General features: G+C 67.7%; 17 protein-coding genes. 10 read left to right on the plus strand and 7 right to left on the minus strand.

All coding sequences use genetic code 11. The annotated features are described in order from the left end of the window. Positions 1–102 precede the first annotated feature (102 nt). Together VH569_RS19800 and VH569_RS19805 are read left to right on the plus strand one after the other, a co-directional pair. A complete protein-coding gene (locus VH569_RS19800; RefSeq protein WP_109050818.1) occupies positions 103–777 on the plus strand; it encodes a response regulator transcription factor in 675 nt (224 codons plus the stop codon). Further along, positions 767–3,286, plus strand: a complete 2,520-nt coding sequence (locus VH569_RS19805) for an extracellular solute-binding protein (protein WP_423317227.1) — start codon at positions 767–769, stop codon at positions 3,284–3,286. The genes VH569_RS19800 and VH569_RS19805 overlap by 11 nt, the downstream gene beginning before the upstream one ends. 81 nt (positions 3,287–3,367) lie before the next feature. Here VH569_RS19805 and VH569_RS19810 read toward each other — a convergent pair whose 3' ends face one another. From VH569_RS19810 to VH569_RS19830, 5 genes are all read right to left on the minus strand, one after another. Next, a complete protein-coding gene (locus tag VH569_RS19810; protein WP_423317228.1) occupies positions 3,368–4,402 on the minus strand; it encodes an ABC transporter substrate-binding protein in 1,035 nt (344 codons plus the stop codon). A gap of 35 nt (positions 4,403–4,437) precedes the next feature. After that, on the minus strand, positions 4,438–5,325 hold the full coding sequence (locus VH569_RS19815) for an ABC transporter permease (protein WP_423317229.1): 888 nt from the start codon (positions 5,323–5,325) through the stop codon (positions 4,438–4,440). Between the two features lie 8 nt (positions 5,326–5,333). Then, the gene (locus tag VH569_RS19820; RefSeq protein WP_423317231.1) at positions 5,334–6,167 is read right to left on the minus strand and encodes an ABC transporter ATP-binding protein; all 834 of its coding nucleotides are present in this window, start codon (positions 6,165–6,167) and stop codon (positions 5,334–5,336) included. A gap of 370 nt (positions 6,168–6,537) precedes the next feature. Then, on the minus strand, positions 6,538–7,488 hold the full coding sequence (locus tag VH569_RS19825) for a response regulator transcription factor (protein ID WP_395455443.1): 951 nt from the start codon (positions 7,486–7,488) through the stop codon (positions 6,538–6,540). Then, entirely contained in the window at positions 7,457–10,921 is a 3,465-nt protein-coding gene (locus tag VH569_RS19830; protein WP_423317233.1) for an ATP-binding protein, read from the minus strand. Before VH569_RS19830 ends, VH569_RS19825 begins: the two co-directional genes overlap by 32 nt. 420 nt (positions 10,922–11,341) lie before the next feature. Between VH569_RS19830 and urtA (VH569_RS19835) the strand changes: the two genes are divergently transcribed. From urtA (VH569_RS19835) to VH569_RS19870, 8 genes are all read left to right on the plus strand, one after another. After that, the gene (gene urtA, locus VH569_RS19835) at positions 11,342–12,616 is read left to right on the plus strand and encodes an urea ABC transporter substrate-binding protein (RefSeq protein WP_423317234.1); all 1,275 of its coding nucleotides are present in this window, start codon (positions 11,342–11,344) and stop codon (positions 12,614–12,616) included. A gap of 93 nt (positions 12,617–12,709) precedes the next feature. After that, a complete protein-coding gene (urtB, locus tag VH569_RS19840) occupies positions 12,710–13,636 on the plus strand; it encodes an urea ABC transporter permease subunit UrtB (protein WP_109050810.1) in 927 nt (308 codons plus the stop codon). A 12-nt stretch (positions 13,637–13,648) separates the two neighbouring features. After that, a complete protein-coding gene (urtC, locus tag VH569_RS19845; protein WP_423317237.1) occupies positions 13,649–14,809 on the plus strand; it encodes an urea ABC transporter permease subunit UrtC in 1,161 nt (386 codons plus the stop codon). 15 nt (positions 14,810–14,824) lie between these two features. Further along, the gene (gene urtD / locus VH569_RS19850) at positions 14,825–15,571 is read left to right on the plus strand and encodes an urea ABC transporter ATP-binding protein UrtD (protein WP_423317239.1); all 747 of its coding nucleotides are present in this window, start codon (positions 14,825–14,827) and stop codon (positions 15,569–15,571) included. 46 nt (positions 15,572–15,617) lie between these two features. Further along, complete coding sequence (urtE, locus tag VH569_RS19855) at positions 15,618–16,307, plus strand: urea ABC transporter ATP-binding subunit UrtE (protein WP_109095587.1); 690 nt, start codon at positions 15,618–15,620, stop codon at positions 16,305–16,307. Between the two features lie 66 nt (positions 16,308–16,373). Next, positions 16,374–18,803, plus strand: a complete 2,430-nt coding sequence (gene urtA / locus VH569_RS19860) for an urea ABC transporter substrate-binding protein (protein WP_423317241.1) — start codon at positions 16,374–16,376, stop codon at positions 18,801–18,803. A gap of 68 nt (positions 18,804–18,871) precedes the next feature. After that, a complete protein-coding gene (gene fmdA / locus VH569_RS19865) occupies positions 18,872–20,104 on the plus strand; it encodes a formamidase (RefSeq protein ID WP_423317243.1) in 1,233 nt (410 codons plus the stop codon). A gap of 22 nt (positions 20,105–20,126) precedes the next feature. Next, on the plus strand, positions 20,127–20,474 hold the full coding sequence (locus VH569_RS19870; protein ID WP_423317245.1) for an FmdB family zinc ribbon protein: 348 nt from the start codon (positions 20,127–20,129) through the stop codon (positions 20,472–20,474). Between the two features lie 177 nt (positions 20,475–20,651). Here VH569_RS19870 and VH569_RS19875 read toward each other — a convergent pair whose 3' ends face one another. Continuing rightward, on the minus strand, positions 20,652–21,020 hold the full coding sequence (locus VH569_RS19875; protein WP_423317247.1) for an EamA family transporter: 369 nt from the start codon (positions 21,018–21,020) through the stop codon (positions 20,652–20,654). Continuing rightward, entirely contained in the window at positions 21,017–22,084 is a 1,068-nt protein-coding gene (locus VH569_RS19880; RefSeq protein ID WP_423317249.1) for an NAD-dependent epimerase/dehydratase family protein, read from the minus strand. The genes VH569_RS19875 and VH569_RS19880 overlap by 4 nt, the downstream gene beginning before the upstream one ends. Positions 22,085–22,088: the final 4 nt, after the last annotated feature.

A 22,088-nucleotide genomic window follows, 5' to 3' on the forward strand; every position in this document is an offset into this window, starting at 1 on the left:
CAAGGGCTAGGCCCGGCGCTTCCCGCCGAACCGCGTCAGCCCTTTATGGCTCCTTTCGGACGCGCGCGGTATGATCGGTGCCCGGCTTGTGAGAGAGCATCGATGCGCATACTGGTTATCGAGGATGCCGAGGACTTGGCCGACGCGGTCGTCGACAGCCTGCGCGGTCTCGGGCATGCCGTCGATTGGGCGGCCGACGGCCATCAGGCCGAGGATCTTCTCCGCACCGAGACCTATCAACTGGTCATACTGGACGTGATGCTGCCGGGACCGGACGGGCAGGCACTGCTCGGCCAGATGCGCCGCCGGGGGAATCGGACGCCGGTGCTGGTCACCACGGCACGGTCGCAGATCGACACCAAGATCCACATGCTCGATCTCGGCGCCGACGATTACATCGTGAAGCCGTTCGACCTGCGCGAACTGGAGGCGCGGTGCCGCGCCCTGCTGCGCCGGTCGCACGGGATGGCCTCGTCCGAGACCGTCATCGGCAATCTGGCGTTCGACACGGCACGGCGGACGGTCTCCATCGACGGCCGGCCCCTCGACCTCAGCGCGCGGGAGTTCAGGCTGCTGGAACTGTTCCTTGGCAACATGGGGCGCGTGCTGACCAGGACCGCGCTCATCGACCAGCTCTTCGACCTGGAGCAGGCCGTCACCCCGAACGCGGTGGAGATGTCGGTTTCCCGGCTGCGGCGCAAGCTTGAGGGCGCTTCGGTGGTGATCCGCACCGTCCACGGCGTCGGCTATGTGGGTGAAAAGCAAAATGCCGAATGAGGGTCGCGCCGTGGCGGGAGGCTCGCTGCGCCGACGCCTGCTGACCCGGATGTTCGTGGTTCTCGGCGTCGTAACGCTGATCCTGTTCCTGTTCGTCCGCACTTACGCGCGCGAGGCGGCGGACAGTGCCTATGACCAGCTCCTGTCGGCCTCCGCCCTGTCCATCGCCGACGCCGTGCGGGTGGAGAACGGCGCCATCACGGTCGATCTTCCCTATTCCTCGCTCAGCGTTCTGGGCACGGCCCGGCACGACCGCGTCTTCTACAAGGTGATGGCGCCGGGCGGCCTGATCGTCACCGGCTACGAGGATCTGCCCGGCGCCACGGTGCACGACGACACGCCGGTGTTCCAGAACGCCGTCTACAGCGATGCTCCGGTGCGGATCGCGGTCACAGGGCGTTTCATCAGCGGCGTGGCCCGGTCGGGATGGGTGACGGTGGTGGTCGCCCAGACCCGCGAGGCACGCGATCTGCTGGCCTCCCGTCTGGTCGCCAACTCCTTCGCCCCCATCGCCTTCGCCGTGGTCGTCGGCGCCCTTCTGCTCTGGTTCGGCGTCCGTCAGGCGCTGGTGCCCCTGGGCTTCCTTGAATCGCTGATCCGCGCCCGGCCTCCACAGGATTTCTCCCCGATCGACGCTCCGGTGCCGACCGAGGTCGGGCAACTGCTGGCCGCGATCAACCAGCTGATGATCCGCTTCAAGGCCAACCTGGATTCCACCCAGTCCTTCCTGGCCGACGCGGCGCATCAGATCCGCACCCCCCTGGCGGCGCTGCGGTCGCAGGCCGAACTGGCGCGGCGCGAGGCGGATGTCGAGCGGCTGCGGAACCGCGTCGAGCGCATCCACCGCAATGCGGTCGAGGCGAGCGAGCTGACCACACAGCTGCTCAATCATGCGACCGTCGTCCATCGCGCCGAGGCGGTCCAGCCCCAGGTGGTGGACCTCGACGCGCTGCTCCGGCAGATCGTCCAGCAGATGGCCGGCCGGCCCGACGCGCCCCCCATCGCCCTGGCGCGCGAGCCGGCCGAGGGGGACGCGCTGCTGCACGGCGACCCCGTGACCCTGCGGGAAGCCCTGACCAACCTGCTCGACAATGCAGTCAAATACGGCGGTGCCAACCCCGTCGAGGTGCTCGTGCGGCCGGGAACCGGCGATTACGGCCCGCTGGTGGAGATCGCCGACCGCGGTCCTGGCATACCGGACGGGGAGAAATCCAAGGTGTTCGAGCGCTTCAGCCGCGGGCGGCTGTCCAAGGGGATCGCCGGCAGCGGCCTCGGCCTTTCCATCGCCGCGGCAGTGGCGGAGGCCCATCATGCGGCCCTGTCGCTGCACGACCGCCCCGGCGGCGGGCTGGTCGTCCGGCTGGAATTCCCGGCCCCCGCCCAGCCCGGCGAGGGAGCCGCGAACGGCATCCCGGCCGGGCGGCGCCTGCTTCCCCTGATCCTGTTGCTGGCGGTGGCCTTGCCGCTGGTCGCCGCTGGGCCTGCGCGGGCGCTGGAGCCGGTCCTTTATCCTGCACCCGCGGGCCCCACCCCCGCAGGCGGCACGGAGCGCCTGCGCATCGACGCGGCGACCGACCGGCCGGCGATCGAGCCGCTGATCCGGGATTTCCAGCGGGAGAACCCGACGGTCACCATCGAATTCCGGGAGATGAACACCGGCGAGCTGTACGATTCCGTCGTCAAGCGGGCCGCCGGCGACGTGCCGGACCTCGTCATCAGCTCCGCCTCCGGCCTGCAGGTGAAGCTGGTCAATGACGGGCACGCGCGCCGCTACAGCTCCCCGGCGACGCAGGCGCTTCCGGACTGGGCGAACTGGCGCAGCGCCGCCTTCGGCTTCACCCAGGAGCCGGCGGCCATCGTCTACAACCGCGATCTGGTGCCGGCGGAGGACGTGCCGCGTTCCCGCGAGGATCTGATCCATCTGCTGCGCGACCGCAAGGAGCGCTACCGCGGCCGGGTGGTGACCTACAATGTCGAGGAGAGCGGCATCGGCTATCTGTTCGCGACGCAGGACTCCGTCCTGACCAGCCAGTTCTGGCAACTCGCCGACGCGCTCGGCGAAAATCAGGCCAGGCAGATGTGCTGCACATCGGACATGGTCGACGCAATCGAGCGCGGCGAGACCTACATCGGCTACAATCTGCTGGGCTCCTACGCGCGGGAGCGGCAGATCCATGGCGCCCACATCGGGATCGTCCTGCCGTCCGACTACACGCTGGTCATGACGCGCGTCGCCCTCATCCCGCAGCGGGCGAGCGCTCCCGAATTGGCCGGGCGCTTCATCGATTACCTGCTGTCGGAGCGCGGGCAGTCGGTGGTCGCCGGCAGCACCGCCTTCTACTCGATCCAGCCGACGGTCGGCGGCCCGATGTCGGCGACCCATCTCCAGGAGGAGATGCGCGGCCCGACACAACGGATCGGGCTCGGCCCCGCCCTGCTGGTCTATATGGACCATCTGAAGCGCGCCCGTTTTCTCCAGCAGTGGAAGGCGTTCCTGCATCAGCCCTGAAGGCAAAGACACGGGCGCAGGCAAAAAAAGGCCCGGGGACGACCCGGGCCAGTTCGTGCCGATGCGGGACCCGCCGGGCGGTCAGCTTCCCGGCAGCGAATGGACGTTGGCGATGAACAGGTCCTGCCAGTTCGCCGGCTTGGTCTTGATCGAGCCGACGCGGCCCATGAAGTTGGCGAACTGCATGACGCCGTTGGGGGTGGTCGAGAACTTGGTGTCCGGATCCTTGATCATCCGTTCGACCTCCTCGGCCGACAGCTTGGCCTTGGCCGATTGGACATAGATCGTCGCGGCGCGTGCCGGCTCGTCGGCGATCAGCTTGTCGGCCTCCTCCAGCGCCGCGAGGAAGGCGGCGGTCAGCTTCGGGTTGGCGTCGATGAAGCGCTTGGGCGCATAGACGAGGTCGAGCGAGATGTTGCCGAGCACGTCGACCGAGTTCATCACCCGATGCACCTGCGGGTTTTCCAGCTCCATGAAGGAATAGGGCGGCGAGCCGAGATGGCTGTTCACCTCGGTCTTGCCGGAGACGAGCGACGTGTAGGCTTCCGGATGCGGCAGGCCGACCGTCATCGGGTCGAGCTTGGCGTAATTGTCGTCGCCGAACTCCTTGGCGACCGCCATCTGCAACACGACCGCCGACAGCGAGGTCTTGATGCCCGGCAGGGCGATCTTGTCCTTCGCGGTGAAGTCCTTCAGCGACTTGATGTTGGGGTTGTTGGTGTTGAGGTACAGCGAGGTGGCGCTGAGCCCGGCCAGCCCCGACACCTCCAGCTTGGCATTGCCCTTCACCTTCGCCCACAGCGTCAGGAAGCCGGGCACGCCGATGGCGGCGATGTCCAGATTGCCGGAGATCATGGCGTCGTTGATGACGTTGCCGCCGTCCAGCTCCAGCCAGCCGACCTTGACGTCGCCGAGGCCGGCCGCCTTGGCCTGCTTCTCCAGGAGCTTTTCATGCTCCATGACGATCATCGGCAGGTAGAGGATGCCATAGCCCTTGGAGATGTGGAGTTCCGGGGCTTCGGCGCAGGCCGGGCCGGTCGCCAGCACCCCCGAAGCCAGGGCGACGAGCGCCGTCGCCAGGACGCCGGCCCGGCGCAGGGTCGCGAATGCGGTCATGAAGAGTCCTCCCATAAGAATTCTTGCTGTTGGGATCAGTGCTGCATGCCCCAGCGGCGGATGGTGCGCCGCTCGATGGTGGCGAAGACGCCGTTCTCGACGACGAGACCGATCAGGATCACGGTGAACAGGCCGGCGAAGACGTTGGCCGTTTCCAGCTGGTTGCGGTTCTCGAAGATGTACCAGCCGAGCCCGCCGGAGCCGGAGCTGACGCCGAACACCAGTTCCGCCGCGATCAGCGTGCGCCAGGCGAAGGCCCAGCCCACCTTCAGGCCGGTCAGGATCGACGGGAAGGCCGCCGGGATCAGGATGTGGCGGACCAGCCCCAGGCCGCTCAGCCCATAGTTCCGGCCGACCATGCGCAGCGTGTTGGAGACGGAGCGGAAACCGGCATGGGTGTTGAGCGCGATGGCCCACAGCACGGAATGGACCAGCACGAAGATCACGCTGCCGGAGCCGAGCCCGAACCAGATCAGCGCCAGCGGCAGCAGGGCGATGGCCGGCAGCGGGTTCAGCATGGAGGTCATCGTCTCCAGAAGATCGGTGCCGATCTGCGAGCCGATGGCGACGGTGGTCAGCAGCGCCGCCAGCAGGATGCCCATGGCATAGCCGATCACCAGCGTCTGCAGCGAGACCAGCGTGCGCGCCGGGATGATGCCGTTGCCGAGGTCGGCGACGAAGGCCTCCAGCATCGCCGTGAAGGGCGGAAACAGCAGCGGGTTGTCGAGCCAGCGGCCGTAGACCTCCCAGATCACTGCGAGCGCCAGCAGGATCAGCCCCTTGCGCAGCAGCGGCACGCGGTACAGCCGCTCCCACGCGCTCAAGGGCTTTTCGACATCGGCGATGACGGTCGAGCGGGAGACGTCGCGGACGATCTCCGGACGCTCGACGAGGATGGACTGCATGGTGGACTGCATGGTCATGGCGGGCCTCAGTGGACGAACAGCATGTCGTTGATGCGGGCTTCCAGCTCCGCCTGGGCGGCGGTGCCGAGCTGCTCCGGCGGGATGCTGTTCAGTTCGGCCTTCACCTGTCCCGGATGCGGCGACAGCAGCAGGATGCGGGTGCCGACGCGGATCGCCTCCTCGATGGAGTGGGTCACGAACAGGACGGTGAATTTGGTGTCGTCCCACAGGCGCAGCAGTTCGTCCTGCATGCGGCGGCGGGTCAGGGCGTCGAGCGCGGCATAGGGCTCGTCCATCAGCAGGACGTCGGGCTCCATCGCCATGCCGCGGGCGATGGCGACGCGCTGCTTCATGCCGCCGGACAGTGTGTGCGGGAAGCTGTGCGCGAATTTCGCCAGACCGACCTTGTTGATGTAATGGTCGGTCCGCTCCGCCGCCTCCGCCCCCTTGGCACGGCCGCTGGTGGTCAGCGCGAACAGCACATTCTCGCGCACGCTCTTCCAGGGCAGCAGCTGGTCGAATTCCTGAAACACCATCATGCGGTCGGGACCGGGCTTGGTCACTTCGTGCCCGTTCAGCCGGATGGCGCCCTCCACCGGCTCCAGATAACCGCCGATGGCTTTCAACAGGGTGGATTTTCCACAGCCGGAGGGCCCGAGCAGAACATAGCGGTCGGATTTGAAGACCTGGAAATCGACCCGGTAGGTCGCGGTCACCAGATGATCCGTGGTCTTGTACTGCAAGGTGACGCCGGATACCTCCAGCAGCGGGGTAGCCGGAACCGTGGCAGCCACCGGATCGGCCGGGGCACCCACGGCACCCACTGGGGCGGGACGGACCGTCTGCGACGTCCTGCTCATCGTTTCCTCCAACACAGCCTGTCGTTTTGCTGATGCCGCGCATTGCGGCTCTTGCTGACAGTATGTGGGCGAAACCTGACAGCTTCCTGACGTGACCGGTGGTGTCAGGATGGCGAGCGGGAGGGCTTTGTCACGAAAACTGGGCCGGCGCGCAGCAAACTTCTATTTCCCGACAGGCTCACGCCGCAGCGGTCTCTGGTGGCGAACATACGAGATCGGCGTCTTCGGAGGAACGTACCCTCATCGCCTGGCCGCCGCCAAGGTTGGCGTGACAATGCCCCCGCCACTTCATCGCACATCCGGTGCGCTGCCTGCCGGGCGCGCCGTATCATCCTCCCCCCAGGTTTGCGCCGACCTACCGGCCGTCCATTTACCGGCCATTCAGCGCCCGCACCGCCATCGCGGCGGCGGCGGCCCGGTTCTCGACGCCGAGCTTCGCATAGATCTGCTCCAGATGCTTGTCGACCGTGCGCGGACTGAGGCCGAGGATTTCGGCGATGTCGCGGTTCGGCTTGCCGTTGGCGACCCACATCAGCACCTCCGCCTCGCGCGGGGTCAGCGACAGCTTGTCCTTCAGAAGCCTGTCTTCGCCGGCACCGGATTCCTCGGCCAGCTGCAGCAGGATCTCGTCGGGGCCGGTCTGGCCGACCGGGCTGAGGCGCAGGCGGCGGCCGTCGGCAAGGGTGGCGATCACCACGCTGTCCGGCTTGCGCCCGGCGCCGCCGGCCTGACGGTCGGCCAGCCAGCGGCGCGCCTCCTCCGGCAGCGAGACGCCGGTGGCGTGGCCGTCGGCGGAGGAGGTGCCGAAGGCGGCCTCCAGCATGCGGGTGGTCTGCGGCGTGCACCACAACACCTCGCCCCGGTGGTTGGCGGCCAGCAGGGTGCGGCCGGTGACGTCCAGCGCCGCCCGCGTGCTCTGGGCGACACGGGCGTTGGCGAGATGGGCGTACATGCGGGCGATCAGCGTTTCGGCGACGATCGGCTTGGTGACGTAATCGACCCCGCCGGCGGCGAAGCCCTTCAGGATATGCTCCGTCTCGGTGAGGCCGGTCATGAAGATGACGGGGACATGGGCGACCTGGCTGCTGCGCTTCAGCTGGCGGCAGGTCTCGAAGCCGTCCAGCCCCGGCATGATGGCGTCCATCAGGATCACGTCGGGGGTCACCTGCTCCAGCAGGGCCAGCGCCTTGCGGCCGTCCAGCGCGACCAGCACGGTCACCCCGGCCTCCTCCAGCGCGTCGGTCAGGAAGCTGAGGGCTTCGGGCGAATCGTCGACGACGAGGACGACGTCACGCGGTCTGGTTACGGATTTCATCGTCATGGCTGGCATCGTCATGGCTGTCATCGCGGTACACCGCCTCCAGCGCGGCCATATACTGGTTCAGGTCGTAATTGCTGACGAGCGTGCGCATGCGGCCGACGAAGCGCTCCAGCTCCGGATGGGCGGCGGCGATCTCGGCCAGCTTGGCCTGCATGCCGCGGACATAGCCGATGCGGCCCAGATGGATCAGCTCGGCGATGTGGTGCTGCGGCGGCAGTTCGGACGCGGCGAAATCCGCCGGGCCGTCGTCCGCGCCGGCCGGCGCGTCATACTCCCAGTCGATGCCGCGCAGCCGGCCGATGCAGGCGAGCAGCTTCGGGATGGACACCGGCTTGGCGACGAAGCCGTCATGCGGCTGGCTCCTGTCGGCGCCGGTCCCGGCCCCCTCGCCTGTGGCGGGACGGTCCTCCCGCGTGTCGGCCGACACCAGGACGATGGTGGTGTCGCCATGGCCGGAGGCACGCAGGCGCTTCGCCACCTCCAGCCCGTTCATGCCGGGCATCGAGATGTCGAGCAGCAGGATGTCCGGCCGGTGCCGCTCCGCCATGGCGAGGCAGGTCGGACCGTCTGTCGCCTTGAAGACGGTGAAGCCAAGCTCCGCCAGCAGATCGGCCAGCAGGTTGCGGTGGGCGAGGTCGTCGTCGGTGACCAGCACGGTCAGGCGCCCCCCGCGATAGCCGCGGATCGGAAGATCGGGCTGGGACGAGGCGGTCGACAGCATCGCCGCCGACATCATCAGCCGCACCCGGAACAGGCTGCCGGCGCCGGGCGTGCTGGTCACGGTGATCTCGCCGCCCATCACCTGGGTCAGCAGCTTGGTGATGGTCAGGCCGAGCCCCATGCCGGGCACCATCGGGTTGGCGGCCGAGCCGCGTTCGAAGGGCTGGAAGATGCGCTCCAGATCGGCCGCGGCAATGCCGGGACCGGTGTCCTCGACTTCGAACTCGGCGATCTGGCTGCGGTGGCGAACGCGCAGGCAGACGGCGCCGCTGTCGGTGAACTTGATGGCGTTGGACAGCAGGTTGATCAGGATCTGGCGGATGCGGCCCTCGTCGGTGAAGACCACCGGCGGCAGATCCTCCGGCGCCTCGAAGCGGAAGGCGATGCCCTTGGCCTCCGCCTGGAGGTGGAACATGCCGACGAGCTGGTCGAGCAGATCGCCGAAGCGCACCTCCGCCCGGTTCAGCTGCAACCGGCCGCTCTCGATCTTCGACACATCCAGCAGCCCGTCCAGCAGTCCGGACAGATGCTCGGCGCTGCGGCGGATGACGCGCACCGCATCCACCCGGTGCGGCGGCATGGCCGGATCGCGCTCCAGCATCTGCGAATAGCCGAAGATGGCGCTCAGGGGCGTGCGGAACTCGTGGCCGATGCCGACCAGATAGCGGCTCTTGGCGAGGTTCGCCGCCTCCGCCGCCTCCTTCGCCTTCTGAAGCTGGGCGTCGGTGCGCTCGTGCGCCTCGATCTCGCGCATCAGCAGGTCGGTCTGCCTGTGCGTCTCCTCCTGCGCCACCTTGCGGCTTTCACGCGCCAGCACGAACAGCCAGGTGGCGACGCCGGCCACGATCATCAGGATGAAGAAGACCTTCCACAGCGTGCTGCGGATCAGCGCCTGCGCCTCGGCATTGACCGACGCGACCTCGACATAGACCAGCGACAGCACGGCGCCGATGGCGAGCGCCAGCATCAGCAGGACGCCGAGATAATGGCCGAGCCGGGCCTTCAGCGCCGTGGCGGCGCGCGGCGGCAGGATGGCGTCGAGCGCGTGGCGCAGCTGCACGCCCAGCCGCGCGTCCTTCTTGCAGCCGTCGCCGCAGCGGGCATCCAGCGAACAGCAGAGCGAGCAGATCGCCCCGGCATAGACCGGGCAGAAGGCCATGTCGTCGGGTTCGAAGGCGTGCTGGCAGATGCGGCAGCGGATCGCCTCCTCGCCGTTCCAGTCCTCGAAGGGGCGGCGGGCGATGTAGTAGCGGCCGCGGGTCGCCCAGGCGATGGCGGGGGCGGCGAGGAAGGCGGCGGCGAAGGCGAGGAAGGGGGCGCAGACCTTCAGCGTCGTCCCCAGCCCGCCCAGGAAGGCCAGCATCGACAGCACCGTCGCCAGCAGCATGGCGCCGACGCCGACCGGGTTGATGTCGTAGAGATGGGCGCGCTTGAACTCGACATGGCGCGGGCTGAGGCCGAGCGGCTTGTTCACCACCAGATCGGCGACCAGCGCGCCGATCCAGGAGGCGGCGACGCTGGAATAGAGCCCGAGCACCGGCTCCAGCGTCTTGTAGATGCCCAGCTCCATCAGCATCAGGCCGATGACGACGTTGAACACCACCCACACCACCCGGCCGGGGTGGCTGTGGGTCAGGCGCGAGAAGAAGTTCGACCAGGCGATGGAGCCGGCATAGGTGTTGGTGACGTTGATCTTCAGCTGCGACAGCACGACGAACAGGCCGGTGAGGCCCAGCGCCAGCTGCGGCGACGGCGTCACATACTGGAAGGCGACGAGATACATCCGCGTCGGCTCCGCCGCCAGCTCCAGCGGCACGGCGTTCTGCAACGCCAGCACCACCAGGAAGGAGCCCAGCAGAAGCTTGATCGTGCCGATGACGATCCAGCCCGGCCCGGCCGCCACCAGCGCCGTCCACCAGTACAGTTTCTTGCGGCCTTTCGCGTCGGGGTCGTAGGGCAGGAAGCGGATGAAGTCGACCTGCTCGCCGATCTGCGCCAGCAGCGAGAACACCACCGACGCCGCGGCGCCGAACAGCATCGGGTCGAAGCCCCCGCCACCCCCGCCGGCGCCCGCATCCGGCGCCCGGCCGGGAAAGCGGGTCCAGGCGGCGAAGGCCTCGCCGTCCTGGACGGCGATGAACAGGAAGGGGAGGGCGTGCAGCGCCAGCCACAGCGGCTGGGTCCAGAGCTGGAGGCGGCTGATGACGGTGAAGCCGTAGGCGACCAGCGGAATCACCAGCAGCGAGCTGACGACGTAACCGGCGGCCAGCGGCAGGCCGAACGCCATCTCCAGCGCCGTCGCCATGATCGCCGCCTCGATGGCGAAGAAGATGAAGGTGAAGGAGGCGTAGATCAGCGACGTGATGGTGGAGCCGATATAGCCGAAGCCGGCGCCGCGCGTCAGCAGATCCATGTCCACGCCATAGCGGCTGGCGTAATAGCTGATCGGCAGGGCGCTGGCGAAGATCAGGGCGGCGGCGGTCAGGATGGCGAGGAGCGCGTTGGTGAAGCCGTAATTCAGGGTGACCGCCCCGCCGATGGCCTCCAGCGCCAGGAAGGAGATCGAGCCGAGCGCGGTGTTGGCGACGCGCAACGGAGACCAGCGCCGCGCCTTCCGCGCGGTGAAGCGCAGCGCGTAATCCTCCAGCGTCTGGTTGGCGACCCACCTGTTGTAGGTCCGCCGGACCGCGATCACCCTCTGGCGCCCCGCCATCGGCCCCATTCGCCCTCCGTGAAATCAGTTTGCGGTACAGATTGTTTTAAGATTTCCCCTGATTCGCCGCTCTCATAGTAAAATCGGCTGTTCCGCCAGTCTGTCAGAAATAAAGGCACCGAACAACAAGGGCTGAGGATCGGTATAGTCTGCGAGAGGACACGGAGGCGTCACTCGCTTTTGGGTGGTTGCGAGCGCCGGATCGAATTCGGACTGTCGCGATTTTATAACGATTTGCCGCCCGCCACCCCTATACGCAAATCCACGTATTGCTGCACCGCACCGTTCGGCCAACCATCGGGGCGTCCTGTCGCGGATGGTTCCGCCAACTCCCCCCGAAAAAAAGCGCCTTTCAAAACAGCCGTCCCCCGGTTGCGGGCGGTCTTTGCAGGGCGACAACGGCCAACATCAGGAGGTTTCATGTCCTCGGACAAGATCGATGCGGACAAGCTCACCGGCGGCGCTCACTCGCCGCTCCGCCGCAAGCTCCTCCTCGGCATGGCGGCGCTGCCGGCCATCGGCCTGCTGCCGCGCGGCGCGCTGGCCCAGGCGCTGCCGACCGACGCCGTCAACACGACGAAGCTGGCCGTCACCGACAGCACGGTGAAGGTCGGCATCCTGCATTCCACCACCGGCACCATGGCGATCTCGGAGACCGGGTCGGTGCAGGCCGAGAAGCTGGCCATCGCCCAGATCAACGAGATGGGCGGCGTGCTGGGCCGCAAGATCGAGGTGATCCAGGAGGACGGCGCCAGCGACTGGCCGACCTTCGCCGAAAAGGCGCGCAAGCTGCTGGTCGAGGACAAGGTGGCGGCGGTGTTCGGCTGCTGGACGTCCGCCTCGCGCAAGGCGGTGCTGCCGGTGTTCGAGCAGTATAACGGCATGCTCTATTACCCGACCTTCTACGAAGGGCTGGAGCAGTCGAAGAACGTCATCTACACCGGGCAGGAAGCCACCCAGCAGATCCTGGCCGGGCTCGACTGGGTGACGAAGGAGAAGGGGGCGAAGAGCTTCTTCCTGATCGGCTCCGACTATATCTGGCCGCGCACCTCCAACAAGATCGCCCGCAAGCACATCGAGATGCATGGGCAGAAGGTGGTCGGCGAGGAGTATTTCCCGCTCGGCCACACCCAGTTCAATTCGGTCATCAACAAGATCAAGCTGACCAAGCCGGACGTGATCTACGCCTCGGTCGTCGGCGGGTCGAACGTCGCCTTCTACAAGCAGCTGAAGGCGGCCGGCATCGACCTGAACAAGCAGACGCTGATGACCATCTCCGTCACCGAGGACGAGATGCTGGGCATCGGCGGCGAGAACATCGCCGGCGCCTATGCCTGCATGAAGTATTTCCAGTCGCTGAAGAACCCCAACAACGAGAAGTTCGTCGCCGCCTTCAAGAAGATGTGGGGCGGGGAGAGCGTGATCGGCGACGTCACCCAGGCGGGCTATCTCGGCCCCTGGCTGTGGAAGCTGACGGCGGAGAAGGCCAAGAGCTTCGACATCGACAAGATCGCCGCCGCGTCGGCCGGCATCGAGTTCACCGGCGCGCCGGAAGGCTATGTCCGCATCCACGAGAACCATCATTTGTGGAGCAAGACGCGCGTCGGCCGCGCCCGCACCGACGGCCAGTTCGACGTCGTCTTCGAGACCGCCGACCTGATCGAGCCGAACCCCTTCCCCAAGGGCTACCAGTAAGCGGCGGCGGGGCTGGACCTGCCCCCGCTCCGGCTTTTCCCCGTCCAACGGCGGCGGGCCGGAGCGGGGGTCTCTCTGACGGGAGTTCCCATCATGTTCGAGGGCTACAGCCTGGCCGAGCTCGGGTCGATCTTTGCCATGCAGGGATTCGCGGGGCTCATCCTGTTTTCCGTTTTCGTGCTGATGGCGCTGGGCCTCGCCATCATCTTCGGGCAGATGGGCGTCATCAACATGGCGCACGGGGAGTTCATGATCCTCGGCGCCTACGTGACCTATCTCTGCTCCAACTTCATCTCCAGCACCGCGCCGGCGCTGTTCCCGGCCTATTTCTTCATCGCCATGGCGCTGGCCTTCCTCGCCAGCGGGGCGCTGGGGATGCTGGTGGAGTGGGCGATGATCCGCTTCCTCTACCGCCGGCCGCTCGACACGCTGCTGGCGACCTGGGGGCTGAGCCTGATCCTCCAGCAGATCTTCCGCTCCGTCTTCGGCGCGCGCGAGGTCGGCGTGGTGTTGCCCGACTGGCTGATGGGCTCCGTCGCCGTCACCGACACCATTGAGGTGCCGATCAACGGCCTGTTCGTCATGGGCCTGACCATGACCATCACCGTCGTGATCTATGCCGTGATGTTCCGCTCGCGCTGGGGCCAGGGCGTGCGGGCGGTGATGCAGAACCGGGTGATGGCCGGCGCCGTCGGTATCAACACCGAGAAGGTCGACCGCTACACCTTCGGTCTCGGCTGCGGCATCGCCGGGGTGGCGGGCAGCGCCTTCACCATGGTGGGCTCCACCGGGCCGACCTCCGGCCAGCTCTACATCGTCGACACCTTCCTGGTGGTGGTGTTCGGCGGCGCCCAGAGCCTGATCGGCACCATCGCATCTGCCTTCACCATCAGCCAGGCGCAGTCGACGATGGAGTTCTTCCTCAGCGGTTCGACCGCCAAGGTTCTGACCCTGCTGACCGTCGTCGTGATCCTGATGCTGCGCCCGCAGGGCCTGTTCGTCCTCAAAGTCCGCCGCTGAGGAGGCATATCCATGACGCGCACCCCACACAGTCTCCCTCGGGGCCGCCTTCTCGGGCGCATCGACGGCGACATCGCGGGCATCCTGCTGCTGGCCGCCCTGCTGATCGTCGTCCTGCCGCTGGGGCTCGACATCTTCCGGCTGAACATGGTCGGCAAATACCTGACCTACGCCTTCGTGGCGCTCGGCCTCGTGCTGTGCTGGGGCAGCGCCGGCATCCTGTCGCTGGGGCAGGGCATCTTCTTCGGCATCGGCGGCTATTGCATGGCGATGTTCCTGAAGCTGGAGGCCTCCAGCCCGGAAGCGACCAAGATCCAGTCCACCCCAGGCATCCCCGACTTCATGGACTGGAACCAGCTGAAGGCGCTGCCCTGGTTCTGGGAGCCGTTCCACAGCCTGACCTTCGCCACCGTCGCGGTGGTGGCGGTCCCGGCGCTGCTGGCCTTCATCGTCGGGCTGGCGATGTTCAAGCGGCGGGTCGGCGGCGTCTATTTCGCCATCATCACCCAGGCCTTCGCCGCCATCCTGACCATCCTGATCGTCGGCCAGCAGGGCTACACCGGCGGCATCAACGGCATCACCGATCTCCGCACGCTGAAGGGCTGGGACATCCGCACCGACGAGGCGAAGCTGGTGCTGTACTTCGTCAACGCCGCCTTGCTGATCGGCTGCATCCTGCTCTGCCTCTATGTCCGCCGCTCCAAGCTGGGCCGCATCCTGGTGGCGCTGCGCGACAAGGAGGACCGGGTCCGCTTCTCCGGCTACGACGTCGCCAACTTCAAGATCTTCGTCTTCTGCTTCGCGGCGGCGCTGTCGGCGGTGGGGGGCGCCATGTTCACGCTCCAGGTCGGCTTCATGTCGCCGTCGTTCGTCGGCATCGTGCCCTCCATCGAGATGGTCATCTACTGCGCGGTCGGCGGCCGGCTGTCGCTGCTGGGCGCGGTCTACGGCACGCTGCTGGTCAACTGGGCCAAGACGATGCTGTCGGAGAGTTTCCCGGAGCTGTGGCTGTTCGCCATGGGCGCCCTGTTCATCGGCGTGGTGATGGTGTTCCCCAACGGGCTGGCCGGGCTCTACCAGCAGTTCATCGCCCCCAGGCTCGGTCGCCTCCTGCCCCGCACGGGGTCCGGTGCCGGCGCGCCGATCATCCCGCCGCACACCGCCGCCGACTGAGGAGGGACGGATCCCATGGCGAACCCCACCGATTACCTGCTGGCGGTCGAAGGGCTGACCGTCTCCTTCGACGGGTTCAAGGCGGTCAACGACCTGTCCTTCTACGTCGACAGCAACGAGATCCACGTCATCATCGGCCCGAACGGCGCCGGCAAGACCACGGTGCTCGACCTGATCTGCGGACGGACCAGGGCGTCCGGCGGCTCCATCAAGTTCCGCAACCGGGAATTGACGGCGATGAAGGAGCACCAGATCGTCACCGCCGGGGTCGGGCGGAAGTTCCAGAACCCGTCGATCTACGACGACCTGACGGTGTTCGAGAATTTGGAAATCTCCTATCCCCGCGGCCGCAGCGTGTTCGGCGCGCTGGCCTTCAAGCGCGACGCCGCGGTGCGCGAGCGGGTGGCCGAGATCGCCGAGATGATCTTCCTGGCCGACCATCTCGACCAGCGCGCCGAATATCTCAGCCACGGCCAGAAGCAGTGGTTGGAGATCGGCATGCTGCTGATCCAGGACCCCGAGCTGCTGATGCTGGACGAGCCGGTCGCCGGCATGAGCGTCAACGAGCGCAAGAAGACCGCCGAGCTTCTCAACAAGATCATCCAGAACCGGTCGGTGCTGGTGATCGAGCACGACATGAAGTTCGTCGAGGACATCGCCCACCGCGTCACCGTGCTGCACCAGGGGAAGATCCTGTCGGAAGGCAGCATGGAGCGGGTGAAGAACGACCCCAAGGTCGTCGAAGTCTATCTCGGGCATTGATTCATTCGGGCCAGAGTCATTTGGGCCATTGACCGGAGGAACCGACATGCTGTCCGTCAATCAACTGCGCGTGTCCTACGGCGAGAGCGAGGTTCTGCACGGGCTGGACTTCACGGTGGCGCCGGGCGAGATCGTCGCCGTCATGGGCCGCAACGGCATGGGCAAGACGACGCTGATGAAGTCGCTGATGGGGATCGTGCCGGCCCGGTCCGGCGCCGTCCGCATCGGCGGGACCGAGATCACCGGTCTCAAGAGCTACGAGCGGGTGGCGAAGGGCGTCGCCTATGTCCCGCAGGGCCGCATGATCTTCCCGGCGATGACCGTGCAGGAGAACATCGAAACCGGCCTGACCGTCCATGGCGGGCGCAGCGTGCCGGGCGATCTCTACGAGCTGTTCCCGGTGCTGCTGGAGATGAAGGGCCGGCGCGGCGGCAACCTGTCGGGCGGCCAGCAGCAGCAGCTCGCCATCGCGCGCGCCCTGGCGACCAAGCCGAAAGTCCTGCTGCTGGACGAGCCGACCGAAGGCATCCAGCCGTCGATCATCCGCGAGATGGCCCGCACCCTGCGCCGCATCCGCGACGAGAAGGGGTTGAGCATCGTCGTGTCGGAGCAGGTGCTGAGCTTCGCGCTCGACATCGCCGACCGCGTGCTGGTGATCGAGAACGGCGAGATCGTCCACGAGGACAGCCGCGACCGCATCGACGAGGCGAAGGTCGCGCGGCTGCTGTCGGTCTGACCGCCCGGCAGGTTGCCGTCCCTCCGCCTTTCCGCATCCCGCCTCTCCACCGCAGAGGGAAGCGCCATGACTCCCGCGAAGTCCGCATCCACCGCCTGTGCCGTGGTCGCCCTGTTGTCCGCCATGGCGGTGCCGCTGACCGGTTCGACCGGCGTGGCGACCGCCGGCCTCGTCGTTTCCGCGGCGCTGGCCGCCGCCGCCGCTACCTTCGCGCACCGGCGGGACGCTGCGCTCGGCTCGCTCGGCACCCGCGCCGCGGCACTGTCCGGTTCGGGCGGTGGCACAGGCGGTGGCGCGGGCGGCGACCCGGTGCGGGAGCTTGCCGACGCGCTCGACCGCATCGCCGCCGCCGCGGAGCTGCGCGACGCGCGGGAGGCGGAGCGCGAGGCCGAACGCAAGGCGACCGAGGAGCGCGCCGCCCGGCTGGAGGCGCTGACCCGCGCCTTCGAGAGCAAGGTCGGCCGGCTTGTGCAGACCGTCTCGTCGGCCGCCGCCGAGATGACCGGCACCGCCACGGCGATGAGCGAGACCGCCGGGCGCAGCAACCGGCTGTCGGCGGCGATGTCGCAATCCTCGGCCCAGGCGTCGATGAACGTCCAGACCGTGGCGACGGCGACGGAGGAGCTGTCGGCCTCGATCCAGGAGATCGGCCGGCAGGTGGCGTCATCGGCCGCCATCGCCGGCAAGGCGGTCGCCGACACCCGCCGCACCGACACGGTGGTGCAGAGCCTGGCCGACAGCGCCGGGCGGATTGGGCAGGTGATCGGGCTGATCCAGGGCATCGCCGGCCAGACCAACCTGCTGGCGCTGAACGCCACCATCGAGGCGGCGCGGGCGGGGGAGGCCGGCAAGGGCTTCGCCGTCGTCGCCAGCGAGGTCAAGACGCTGGCCAACCAGACCGCCAGGGCGACGGAGGACATCGCCACCCAGGTCGGCGCCATCCAGTCGGCGACGGCCGAGGCGGTGGCCGCCATCCGCTCCATCGCCGGCACCATCGCCGAGATCAACGAGATCGCCGCCGCCATCGCCGCCGCGGTCGAACAGCAGGGGGCGGCCACCGGCGAGATCGCCCGCAACGTGCAGGAGGCGGCGCGCGGCACCGAAAGCGTGGCATCCAACATCGCCGGCGTCTCGGAGGCAGCCTCCGACACCGGCGTGGCGGCCGGGCAGGTGCTGGGCGTCGCCTCCCAGGTCGCCGGCCATGCCGACGAGCTGAGCCGCGAGGTCAACAATTTCCTGGCGGAGGTCAGCCTGCAAGCGGCGCTGCGCCGCCGCGCCTCGGTTGCCGGGCGGATGGCGGTGGCCACGGTGCGGCGCACCCAGGGGTTGGCGCCCGGTGCACCGGCCACCGCCGCGGTGAACAGGAGCGGCATCGCCGTCACCGACGAGGCGGTGAAGGTCGGCATCCTGCATTCCGTCACCGGCACCATGGCGCTGAGCGAAGGCGGGTCGATCCAGGCCGAGATGCTGGCGATCCAGCAGATCAACGAGGCCGGCGGCGTGCTGGGCCGGCGGATCGAGATCGCGCAGGAGGACGGCGCCAGCGACTGGCCGATCTTCGCCGCCCGCGCCGATAAGCTGCTGGCGCAGGACAGGGTGGCGGCGATCTTCGGCTGCTGGACCTCCGCCTCGCGCAAGGAGGTGCTGCCGGTGCTGGAGAAGCACGACGGCCTGCTCTACTACCCGACCTTCTACGAGGGGCTGGAGCAGTCGAAACACGTCATCTACACCGGGCAGGAGGCGACGCAGCAGATCCTGGCCGGGCTGGACTGGGTGATGCGCGAGAAGGGGGCGAAGAGCTTCTTCCTGATCGGGTCCGACTATATCTGGCCGCGCGCCTCCAACGCCATCGCCCGCCGCCACATCGAGGCCAAGGGCTGCCGCGTCGTCGGCGAGGAGTATGCCGAACTCGGCGACACCCGTTTCGAGACCATCGTCGCACGGATCAAGGCGGCCAAGCCCGACGTGATCTACGCCATCGTCGTCGGCGGCTCCAACGTCGCCTTCTACAAGCAGCTGAAGGCGGCCGGGATCGAGCTGGACCGTCAGATCCTGATGACCAACAGCGTCACCGAGGACGAGATGATGGGCATCGGCGGCGAGAACATCGCCGGGGCCTTCACCTGCGCCAAATATTTCCAGAGCCTGGAGCTGCCGGCCAACCGCGCCTTCGTCGCCGCCTTCAAGGCGATGTGGGGGGCGGACAGCGTCATCGGCGACGTCACCCACAACGCCTGGCTCGGCCCCTGGCTGTGGAAGCTGGCGGTGGAGAAGGCCGGCAGCTTCGACGTGGCGCGCGTCGTCGCCGCCTCGCCCGGCATCGAGTTCGCCGGAGCGCCGGCCGGTCCCCTGCGCATCCACGAGAACCATCACCTGTGGACCCGGACCCGCATCGGCCGCGCCCGGCGCGACGGCCAGTTCGACGTGGTCTTCGAGACCCGGGACCTCATCGAGCCGAACCCCTTCCCGGACGGCTTCCGGGAGCTGGCGGCCTGAGTTCCGCACTCCGCGTCCTGCCGCCTTTCCCCGTCACCCATCAGTCCATCGATAAGGAAGAGCAAACCATGGCTGACACCCTGATCAAGGCCGACCTGTCGCAGTCTCCCTACGAGAACGACATGATCCACAACCGCTGGCATCCGGACATCCCGATGGCGGTGACGGTGAAGCCGGGCGACGACTTCATCCTGGAATGCTACGACTGGACCGGCGGCCAGATCAAAAACGACGACGATGCCGCCGACGTGCGCGACGTCGACCTCAGCCAGGTCCATTTCCTGTCCGGCCCGGTCGGGGTCGAGGGGGCGGAGCCGGGCGACCTGCTGGTGGTCGACCTGCTGGACATCGGCGCCTTCCCGCAGCAGCAGTGGGGCTTCAACGGCTTCTTCTCCAAACAGAACGGCGGCGGCTTCCTGACCGAGCATTTCCCGCTGGCCCAGAAGTCGATCTGGGACTTCGAGGGCATGTTCACCAAGTCGCGCCACATCCCCGGCGTGCGCTTCGCCGGGCTGATCCATCCCGGCCTGATCGGCTGCCTGCCGTCGCACGACCTGCTGGCCAAGTGGAACAAGCGCGAGCAGGCGCTGATCGACACCAACCCGACCCGCGTCCCCGGCCTCGCCAACCCGCCCTATGCGCCGACCGCCCATATGGGCCGGCTGAAGGGCGACGCCCGCGACAAGGCGGCGGCGGAGGGCGCCCGCACCGTGCCGCCGCGCGAGCATGGCGGCAACTGCGACATCAAGGATCTGTCGCGCGGCTCGCGCATCTATTTCCCGGTCTATGTGAAGGGCGCCGGCCTGTCGATGGGCGACCTGCATTTCAGCCAGGGCGACGGCGAGATCACCTTCTGCGGCGCCATCGAGATGGCGGGCTGGGCGCACCTGAAGGTGAACCTGATCAAGGACGGCATGGCGAAGTACGGGATCAGGAATCCGATCTTCAAGCCGAGCCCGATCGTCCCGACCTACAACGACTACCTGATCTTCGAGGGCATCTCGGTCGACGAGGCGGGCGAGCAGCATTACCTGGACGTCCATGTCGCCTACCGTCAGGCCTGCCTGAATGCCATCGAATACCTGAAGAAGTTCGGCTATTCCGGCGCCCAGGCCTATTCGATCCTCGGCACCGCCCCGGTGCAGGGCCACATCAGCGGCGTGGTCGACGTGCCCAACGCCTGCGCCACCCTGTTCCTGCCGACGCAGATCTTCGATTTCGACATCACGCCCAACGCCGACGGCCCGACCAAGTTCATCAGCGGCGACGTCGACATGCCGGTCGCGCCGGACCGCGTGTAACCAAGCAAGGGGAGGCGGCGCCATGCCGATGTACGACTACGAGTGCCCGACCTGCGGCGACTTCACCGAGATGCGGCCGATGGCGGAAAGCAGCCTGCCGCGGCCCTGCCCCTCCTGCGAGGTGCCGTCGCGGCGGGTGATCCGCAGGACGCCAGCCTTCTCCACCGTCTCCGCCGCGACCAGGACGGCACACGCCACCAACGAGCGCAGCGCCGACCGGCCGAGCCTGCTGTCCGAGGTCGGGCCTAAGCATAAGCATGGCCCGGGCTGCGGCTGCGGAAGCGGCGGCGGAAAGGGGCGGTCGGTGCTGCGTACCTCCGACGGGGCGAAGGGGTTTCCGACGGCAAGGCCGTGGATGATCAGCCACTGACCCATCGGGAACGGAGGCCCCGTCAACCTGTCGGCCGACCGGTTGACGGGGCCTCCGATGGAGACACGGAAAGAGCAGGATGGCAGCCCGCTGCCCGTGCAATCACCGGATCGTCCGGGATGGCGTCGGTGCGAAAATCGGTTGGCGGTTGGCGAGAAATGGCTTTCCGGGTAACGATCACTCCCCCGCGAGTACGATCACCCCAGCCACGATGATCGCCGTTCCAACCAAGCGGCGAACGGTCATCGGCTCGCCGAGCACCCACCAGCCGGCGAAGGCGACGAGAGCGAAGCCGAATGCGAGAAAAGGATAGGCGAATGACGCATCCGCCCTGCTCAGCACCCGCAGCCAGACGAGCAGACTGAAGCCGTAGCAGGCGAGCCCGCCGAGGATGGCCGGGTGCCGGATCATAGCGGCAAGGCTTCCGGTTCCCAATGGATCGCTTACGCCGAATCCCTGCCGGGCGCCCCACCGCAGCATAATCTGCGCGGACGCGTTGAGCGTCACGCTGGTCAGGATCAGACCGAGCAATATGCTGCGGCTCATGGGAGGCGCACCATGGTACCGGGAGACGCAGGGTCGAGATGGGCGAGTTCCGCCATGCCCTCGGCGAACCCGATGCGCGGGCGCCAATCGAAGCGGTTGCACAGCCGCGAGGAATCGGCGGTGATGTGACGCACGTCGCCCAACCGGTACTGCCCCGTCACCACGGGAGGCGGGCCGTTCAGCGCCCTGGACAGCGCCTCGGCCATGTCGCCGACCGTGCGTGGCGTGCCGGATCCCACATTGTAGGCCGCGACCCCGGCCGTCTGTCCTTCGCAGGCGGTGACGGTGGCGGAGGCCACGTCGCGGACATGCACGAAGTCCCGTCTCTGCCGGCCATCCTCGAAGACCCGCGGCGCCGCGCCGCGCCGCAGCGCGGAGGTGAAGATGGAGGCGACGCCGGCATAGGGGGTGTCGCGCGGCATGCCGGGCCCGTAGACGTTGTGATAGCGCATCATTGCGACCGTACCGCCTGTCGACCGCGCCCAGTTGGCGGCGTAGAATTCCTGCGCCGCCTTGCTGGTGGCGTAGGCGTTGCGCGGGTCGAACGGCGTGTCCTCGGCGACCAGCAGGTTTTCGAGCGGTTGGCCGCAGAGCGGGCAGGGCGGTTCGAACCGCTGCTGCACCAGCGCGCTTTCCAGCCGCGGCGCCGGCCGGACCCGTCCATGCTCGGCACAATGGCCGAAGCCCTCGCCATAGACCACCATCGAACTGGCGAGCGTCAGACGGGATACGCCGGCGCGGGCCATCGCCACCAGAAGCTCGGCCGTGCCGACCTCGTTGGAGGAGGCGTAGTCGGGCATGTCGCCGATGGCGACGCCCAGCCCGACCTTGGCGGCGAGATGGATAACGGTGTCGACGCCGGCGACGGCCCGGTCGAGAATCGCGGCGTCCCGCACGTCGCCGATCAGCGCCTCGACGCCAGCCGGCGCGGCCCAGGCCGTTGGGGTGGGGTGCACGTCGGGACGCAGCGAGTCCAGGACACGCACCTCGTGGTCCCGGCGCAGAAGCTCGGCCAGCACATGCCCGCCGATGAAACCGGCCCCGCCAGTGAGGAGAACGCGCATGTCT

The organism is Azospirillum sp. 11R-A (assembly GCF_049472615.1).
In the GTDB taxonomy this organism is placed as follows: domain Bacteria; phylum Pseudomonadota; class Alphaproteobacteria; order Azospirillales; family Azospirillaceae; genus Azospirillum; species Azospirillum palustre.

Excerpts from the sequence above, each read along its gene's own strand:
- VH569_RS19800 (WP_109050818.1), top strand. The coding sequence starts at position 103 with ATGCGCATACTGGTTATCGAGGATGCCGAGGACTTGGCCGACGCGGTC.
- VH569_RS19805 (WP_423317227.1), top strand. The coding sequence starts at position 767 with ATGCCGAATGAGGGTCGCGCCGTGGCGGGAGGCTCGCTGCGCCGACGC.
- VH569_RS19810 (WP_423317228.1), bottom strand. The coding sequence starts at position 4,402 with ATGACCGCATTCGCGACCCTGCGCCGGGCCGGCGTCCTGGCGACGGCG.
- VH569_RS19815 (WP_423317229.1), bottom strand. The coding sequence starts at position 5,325 with ATGACCATGCAGTCCACCATGCAGTCCATCCTCGTCGAGCGTCCGGAG.
- VH569_RS19820 (WP_423317231.1), bottom strand. The coding sequence starts at position 6,167 with ATGAGCAGGACGTCGCAGACGGTCCGTCCCGCCCCAGTGGGTGCCGTG.
- VH569_RS19825 (WP_395455443.1), bottom strand. The coding sequence starts at position 7,488 with ATGACGATGAAATCCGTAACCAGACCGCGTGACGTCGTCCTCGTCGTC.
- VH569_RS19830 (WP_423317233.1), bottom strand. The coding sequence starts at position 10,921 with ATGGCGGGGCGCCAGAGGGTGATCGCGGTCCGGCGGACCTACAACAGG.
- urtA (WP_423317234.1), top strand. The coding sequence starts at position 11,342 with ATGTCCTCGGACAAGATCGATGCGGACAAGCTCACCGGCGGCGCTCAC.
- urtB (WP_109050810.1), top strand. The coding sequence starts at position 12,710 with ATGTTCGAGGGCTACAGCCTGGCCGAGCTCGGGTCGATCTTTGCCATG.
- urtC (WP_423317237.1), top strand. The coding sequence starts at position 13,649 with ATGACGCGCACCCCACACAGTCTCCCTCGGGGCCGCCTTCTCGGGCGC.
- urtD (WP_423317239.1), top strand. The coding sequence starts at position 14,825 with ATGGCGAACCCCACCGATTACCTGCTGGCGGTCGAAGGGCTGACCGTC.
- urtE (WP_109095587.1), top strand. The coding sequence starts at position 15,618 with ATGCTGTCCGTCAATCAACTGCGCGTGTCCTACGGCGAGAGCGAGGTT.
- urtA (WP_423317241.1), top strand. The coding sequence starts at position 16,374 with ATGACTCCCGCGAAGTCCGCATCCACCGCCTGTGCCGTGGTCGCCCTG.
- fmdA (WP_423317243.1), top strand. The coding sequence starts at position 18,872 with ATGGCTGACACCCTGATCAAGGCCGACCTGTCGCAGTCTCCCTACGAG.
- VH569_RS19870 (WP_423317245.1), top strand. The coding sequence starts at position 20,127 with ATGCCGATGTACGACTACGAGTGCCCGACCTGCGGCGACTTCACCGAG.
- VH569_RS19875 (WP_423317247.1), bottom strand. The coding sequence starts at position 21,020 with ATGAGCCGCAGCATATTGCTCGGTCTGATCCTGACCAGCGTGACGCTC.
- VH569_RS19880 (WP_423317249.1), bottom strand. The coding sequence starts at position 22,084 with ATGCGCGTTCTCCTCACTGGCGGGGCCGGTTTCATCGGCGGGCATGTG.